4 protein-coding genes and 1 pseudogene are annotated in these 6811 nt (G+C 42.2%); all 5 read right to left on the bottom strand.

Translation table 11 applies throughout. From position 1 onward, the window contains the following. Positions 1 to 402, bottom strand: a 402-nt coding sequence (locus tag AAC037_RS16945) for a DUF4432 family protein (protein WP_339904215.1), incomplete at its 3' end; no start/stop codon positions are given. Between the two features lie 111 nt (positions 403 to 513). Next, the gene (locus AAC037_RS16940) at positions 514 to 1311 is read right to left on the bottom strand and encodes a DUF1080 domain-containing protein (RefSeq protein ID WP_339904213.1); all 798 of its coding nucleotides are present in this window, start codon (positions 1309 to 1311) and stop codon (positions 514 to 516) included. A gap of 69 nt (positions 1312 to 1380) precedes the next feature. Continuing rightward, a complete protein-coding gene (locus AAC037_RS16935) occupies positions 1381 to 4020 on the bottom strand; it encodes a c-type cytochrome (protein ID WP_339904211.1) in 2640 nt (879 codons plus the stop codon). 227 nt (positions 4021 to 4247) lie between these two features. Beyond that, a complete protein-coding gene (locus tag AAC037_RS16930; RefSeq protein ID WP_339904209.1) occupies positions 4248 to 5753 on the bottom strand; it encodes a RagB/SusD family nutrient uptake outer membrane protein in 1506 nt (501 codons plus the stop codon). 29 nt (positions 5754 to 5782) lie between these two features. After that, positions 5783 to 6811, bottom strand: a pseudogene (locus AAC037_RS16925) (SusC/RagA family TonB-linked outer membrane protein); the annotation flags it as partial.

Raw genomic sequence — 6811 nt, 5'->3', positions numbered from 1 at the left:
TTGTTTTATGGCAATGATCTCTGCAGGATTATTGGAAATCCTCCCATGCAATCCTCTCTTTCCATACGCGTCATTCTCAGGGCCTCCCACATGCGAAAGACCACAAGTGGTAAGCAAGCCTCCACCAAAAGTACTTAACCAATCTATACCATCAGCAGTAAATGGAGCAGGGGGAGTAATGCCCACATGACTTATCCAAGCAAGTCCATGCTCCCCAAACTGGGCTGTGGATATGTCCATGGCCCTGTCCAAAACAAGCTGGTAGCGAAATCCTGCTCCTGTATCAATATTGGCTATCCTGACCCCCTTACCTGTCCCATTGTCCAATATGGCAGTTTCGATACCTCCCAGCTGTTTTACATTTCCTACCTTCCCTTTCCAACGCTGATTCTTTGGATTCATATTTCATTAAAAGCTTAATTCGACTAAAATAACAATCCATTTCCGGCAAACTATCCTGCACTGTAGGGTTCATCCCGGGAAAGCATTGTCGATTTATATAAACAGCTAAAATTAAAGATTTTTTAAATAAATATTGCGATAAGCTACTTGCATTGGAGGCCCCACATGCACCTGCATGCCTAAATATCCTTTGGAAGTGCTATTGGCAGGATCCTCATCGGTAACATCACTCATAAGGGTGCCGTTGATATAGTGTTTCAAACGGTTGCCTTTGGCGACAATACGTATTTCATTCCAATCATTGGACTTCACTACTTTTCTCATTTCCGCCCTATCTCCTAACTCCTTTACCACTTCAAGGCCCAACCAGGCATTTTTCTCCACATTGGCCCTGAGGTTGCCTTCTTTTTCTTGAGGATTGATCTTGGTTTGTTGACCGATATAAGCCAGTGTTGTTCTTTTTCTCTCTTCGTAATTCTGTCCTGTATAATTATTCTTCCCGTCAATATCCGCTTGATAGCCTTTAAGGGCATGCGCTAAACCTTCCACAGGTTCACTTCTGTAATTGACGCCCGAGTTTCCTGCTTCAGTGATTTTAAATTCCGCTTTGAACTCAAAGTCTGCAGGCTGACCACCTTGATAAATTAAAAAATGATTCCTTTCCAATTTGGTCCCTTCAGTAATCTCTCCTATTATGGCACCATTTTCCACGCTCCAGTAGGTGGCATCTCCATCCCAACCATTCAGGCTTTCTCCATCAAAAATCTTGACAAAGCCATCATTTGAATCTGTCTTGGCAGGGCTTTCCTCTTTTACAGCTGCAGCTTCCTCCTTTTGCTGGCCGGAGCCACAGGCAAAGGTCAGTGCAGAAATAGCAAGCACTGAGGTTATTTTAAGTCTATTTTTCATTAGGTGATGATTTAGGTTGAAAGTTTTCAGGCCAAACAATACTTGCTTGGCCTGAAATTCATTTAAATTTTATTGGTACACTTCGTGATTGGGATTTCCTCCGGACACAAGGTATGCCATCAAATCTTTTAGCTCCTCTGCATTAAGTCTATTGACCAAGCCGGGTAACATCACTGAAACCTCAGACTCTTTGGTGCTTGTCACTTGATCCTTTGGTATCTCCATAATCATATCCGGAGAAAAAGGATTTTGTGACACATAGTAGGTAGTCTCATCTTCTCTAATAAGTCTACCAACCACTGACGACTTGTCTCCCATAACGAATACCATTGCAGCATATTGGTCTGAGATGACATCATTTGGGTTAATTGTTGCTTCAAGGATATCTTTAGGGCTAAACCTGGTACCCAATTGGGTAAGGTCCGGTCCAATAACTCCACCTTCACCTCCCATGGCATGACATGAACTACAAAGCGTGGCATTAAACATGGCTTCGCCTTTTTCCAGGTCTCTTCCTTTAAGGTCCTCTACCAAAGGTGCGGCTTCTTCCACTGTCCATCTTTTACCCGGGCCTTCAGGCTGAATAGAAGATTCTACAATTTCATTTCCTGAACCAGAAAGTCTTTTTCCGCCGGACAATTCATCATAATGATCAAATTTGGATTTTGGAACGGTACTTAGTGCCATCTTCCTTGCCCGGTCTATAAAGCCCACATAACTTCTTCCTCCTTTGTATTGGAAGGCGTTATTGGTCCAGTTAAAATATTTCTCGTAAGACGATTCATCCCATCCTGCTTTCGCACCCCCAAGCACAGTGGCCAGATAAGTTTGTTGCGCCGGTGGAACATTGGCCAGCATATTGGCGATATCCAAACCATACCTTGGGTTTCTCATGATCAAATCAGAGGAAGCTGTAAGGGTTTTTTGGAAATTAGGATCATCTTCGGCTTCGTCCAACATGCCCAATAACTTAGGCACAGCGGAGGGAGCTTCCAGTTTAACCAAGACCTTACCCATAACCCGGTTTACTTCATTGGTCTCTGCAGGGAAATGCTCATCCAAATAGGCTATCAATTGATTGCTTACCGCTCCTGATGGGTTTCCATGTCTGGCGATTACTACTTCAAAAGCCCTGGCCAAATTCATTTTGTCTCCCTCATCAAGTGATCCATAATCGGCTTTCATCAAAGCTTGAATCATCTGGTCTCTTTGAGAAGCTTTTCCATGTCTTGCCAAGGCAATAATGGCCTGTGTCAAGGCTCTGGTATTGGTTTCATTAAGGGCTTTACTTTGCCATTCGGACAATGGCTGATGTTCCACTGCAATTCTTGCGGCATACTGAACAAAGCGATCACTATGGCTCAAATAGGGCCAAGCAAAATCAATCGCACCGGATTTAGCCCCTGTATGGTAAGCTTCCAGGCTTCTTCTTATTTTATGTTCCTCAGGTAAATCTGCCTCGGTAAGGCCTCCTTTACTCTCTCCACTCAAGTCACCGGTATAATGAACCCGGTACAAGTCAGACTCCAAACGTCTTCCTCCTGTCATAAAATACAGCGCTCCATCCGGTCCAATTACTCCATCCGTTAATGGCAAAGGTGAACCTGAAATAAATTCCTCACCCGTAGCGGAATAAGAACCTCCACTAGGAGTAAGATTAATTTTATACATGATCCCAAAACTCCAATCGAATGCATACAATGCATTGCGGTATTCTTCCGGAAATTTGGCTTTGCTGCCATAAAAAACATTGGTTGGTGATCCCTGTCCGATATTCAACACTGCCGGAAGGTTGTCTGTATATTCCGGAGACCATTTCATATTTCCTGTTCTCCATCCATATTCACTTCCACTGGTTACATGGTTAATTCGTGTAGGACGGTACCACGGCATTCCAAAGTCCCATTCCATATCTGAATCATAGGTAAACAAGTCACCTACTTCATTGAAGGCTACATCAAAGGGGTTTCTGTACCCCACACTTACCAACTCCCATTCTTTACCTTCAGGGTCAATTTTAGCTACCCATCCTCCCGGTGCACCTCTACTGTTCGCATGGCCTCTGGGGTCCTTGATTTCAGGAATCAGGTTGTCATTTTCCCAAACACGTGGAATCCTATAATGGTCCATTTCCGGAACATCTATATGGTTACCTACAACAATGTAGATGGATTGACCATCAGGGGAAACCACCATACTGTGTGGACCATGCTCACCGGGGCTTCCGGTAAATTCTTTTAAGGTTGTTATTTTATCAAATTGGTCATCACCATTGGTGTCTTGTAGTCTATAGAGACCTGTGCTTTTGTCAAAATCATCATTGGCACGGTGATTAACCATTACATACAGGCTATTAAAAGCATACAATAAGGCTTGGGCATATCCCATTCCAATTTTATCGTCTCCATTATCTCCTATGATCAGTTTTTGAACAGTGGGAGTTAATGAGTCTGATCCAATTGCAGGAACTTCCAAGCGATAAATTGCTCCATATTGATCGACGGTTAAGAGTCTATTTTTGTCATCGAAGGTCATACCCACCCAAGAGCCCTGATCATTTTCTCCGGGGCTGTATAGGTGTTCTGCTTCAAAACCTGTCGGCAATTTTAATTTGGCTACTTTGGGGTGTACCTCCTTCTGATCGCCATCGCTTTGCCCGCATGAACCCATCATTAACAGGATCAGGCCGGCCATTAGCCAGTTCTTCATTATTTTAGTTTTATACATAAGTTTATTGTTAATTCAGCTTCCTACAATCAATTGTTTACCACAGGCTTGAAACCAATTTTAAAATTAACCCAAATTCGCAGCTTATGATAACCAATAATGTTGAAATAAAACCTTTGGTCATAAAAACCCAAAAAACAACGGAAAGCTTGGTCGCTTTCCGTTGTACTTTAAACCCTTATGGAGGTTTAAATTTAAGTACCAACTGATTAGAAGTGAGGGGTTATCTCCGCTTCAGCTGCAGGTAATGCATAGTATTTGGTGATGTTAGTAAAAGCATTGGACCTGAAAGTTGCCCCTGCTGGATAATAATAATCCAAAGGATTGGCCAAAGCCCTTTGTCCAAAATCACCGATAATCTCCTGAACCCTGTCTGCTCTGACAATATCAAACCATCTTTTATTCTCAAAAGCAAGCTCTACTCTTCTTTCTTTAAAGATTGCTTCTCTCATATCTCCTTGACTTGAAGCGGTAGTGGCAGCCAAACCGGCTCTTTCTCTGATTTGGTTTAGGTAACCTGCAGCTTCGGCAGTTTTACCTTGCTCATTCAATCCCTCTGCTAGGAAAAGTAAAACTTCTGCATACCGATAGATAGGCCAATTCATGCCATGGTTTCCATGCAAATCATGGGCCTTAGCATATTTTTTAATGTAGGGATAAACCTTGTCTTCTCTGTCACTGCCTGCAATTTCCACATAGGCAATAGAAGCATCCTTTCTTAAATCTCCATCCTCAAAAGCTGCAATAATATCCGGTGTAGGAATATTATTTCCCTCACCATCTAGCCCTTGGGTATTTGAAGTACCTGTAATCGGCTGCAATTCCTGTGAAGATATGGGTCTTGGCATAAAGCTATACAAGAAGTTTCCATTTAAACCTTCAGGACCTTCCAGGTATTGCACTTCAAATAAAGATTCCATATTATTCTTATTGCCTACACTTTCAGAAAATACATCCTCATAACTGGCTATAAGTTCATATTCTCCGCTACTTACAATCGCTTTCAGCAAAGTCTCTGCCTCTGCCCACTTCTTCTGGGTGATGTAAACGTCTGCTAGCAACATCTGTGCAGCCCCCTTAGAAGCTCTACCTACACCTTGATTTGAGCGGACTGGAAGTAGAGAAACTGAAGCCTGAATATCACTGATAAGCTGATTGTATATTTCTGCTTCCGGTGTAATAGGAAGTGCAGCTTCTTCTCGCGTAGTTACCGGTTCCAAGTGAAGTGGCACTCCTCCAAAATACCTTGCCAATTCATAATAAGCATAGCCTCTTAGAAAAAGGGCCTGCCCTTTTAGGTTATCCTTGCTAGTTTGGTCAAATTCCACCTCATCAATTACGGAAAGAATTTGGTTGGCTCTGGCAATGATCAAGTAGTCCTGACGGTATTGATTAAGAACGTGTGTATTAGACGTTATCCCTTGAGCTTCTGGTAAAGCATGATCCGAAATATCTTCCTGTTGCTCGGTAGCACCAAAGTTAATATTTCTAGCATAAATCGTATTGTCCGAACGCATTTCGCACAATAACCAAGATCGATCATCAGCAATAGAACGAAGCGGCGCATAGGCTGCATTAACTGCTTGTTCAAAATCGGCCTCCGTTTGGTAAAAAGTGGCCGAACTTAATGCCGTTTCTGGTGATAGAGTCAAGAATTCTTCACAGCTTGACAACATAATTCCCAGAAGCACAATGTATATATTTATTTTTTTCATTTTTAATCAAATTAAGATAAGAAGCCTGATTAGAATGTGATGTTTGCACCAATAGTGAAGGTACGTGGAACAGGGTAGCCTGTAAGATCAACCCCCGGGCTCAAGTTTCCACCATCACCACTACCATTGTTTTGCTGGCTAACTTCAGGGTTTGGCCCTCCCCAGTAAGGAGTGAAGATATACACATTTTGTACGGAAGCATATAACCTGGCAGCTTTCACAACATTGGCTATTTTGCCTATATCATATCCAAGGGTAATGTTCTTAATCGAGAAAAAAGAAGCATCCCAAACAAAATTACTGTTGGCCCAATCTCTTTCAATTCCCGTTACATTACCACCACCTACAGTGGTTCCGAAAATTCCTTCTCCGGGATCCTCCGGAGAACGGAAACGGTCAGTAGCTTTTGCAACCATATTGAACACCCCATCCAAATTGGCGGTACTGTAAAGGTGTCTCATGTACAACTGATGGCCTTGAGAACCGGAAGCAATGATGTTCAAATCCCATTTTCCATATTTGAAATTATTGGTAATACCATAGGTAAAGTCAGGAAATGGATTTCCTATAATTGTTCTATCATCATTGTCTCCCCCAATGCTTATGATACCATCACCATTTACATCTTCCAACTTGATAGACCCTACTGTCGACCTTCCTGGGACTTGAGGCGAATTGTCCAAATCTTCCTGATCCATATAGTTACCCAATTTGTTCAATCCATAAAATTGACCAAATGGCTGTCCTACCTGGGTAATATGTGCATAACCATACACCCTGTCTATTCCATCAGCTAATGCGATAACTTCATTCCTATTGAAAGAAATGTTGGCATTGGTTGTCCATACCAATCGCCCTTGGGTATTTCTGGAAGAGATAGAAAACTCATGTCCCCAAAATTTAATCTCTCCAATATTATCAGTAAAGCTTCCAAAACCGGCTTCCTGAGGGATTTGCACATTGTACAATAGGTTGGTGGTGTTTTTAGAGTAAAAATCATAAATGAATGTTACCCTATCATCAAACAAACCTAAATCAAGTCCTATATCAAATTGCCT

Origin of the sequence: uncultured Cyclobacterium sp., assembly GCF_963976465.1 — a bacterium.
Lineage (GTDB): Bacteria > Bacteroidota > Bacteroidia > Cytophagales > Cyclobacteriaceae > Cyclobacterium.
This window is presented reverse-complemented; position numbering and strand designations above follow the sequence as displayed.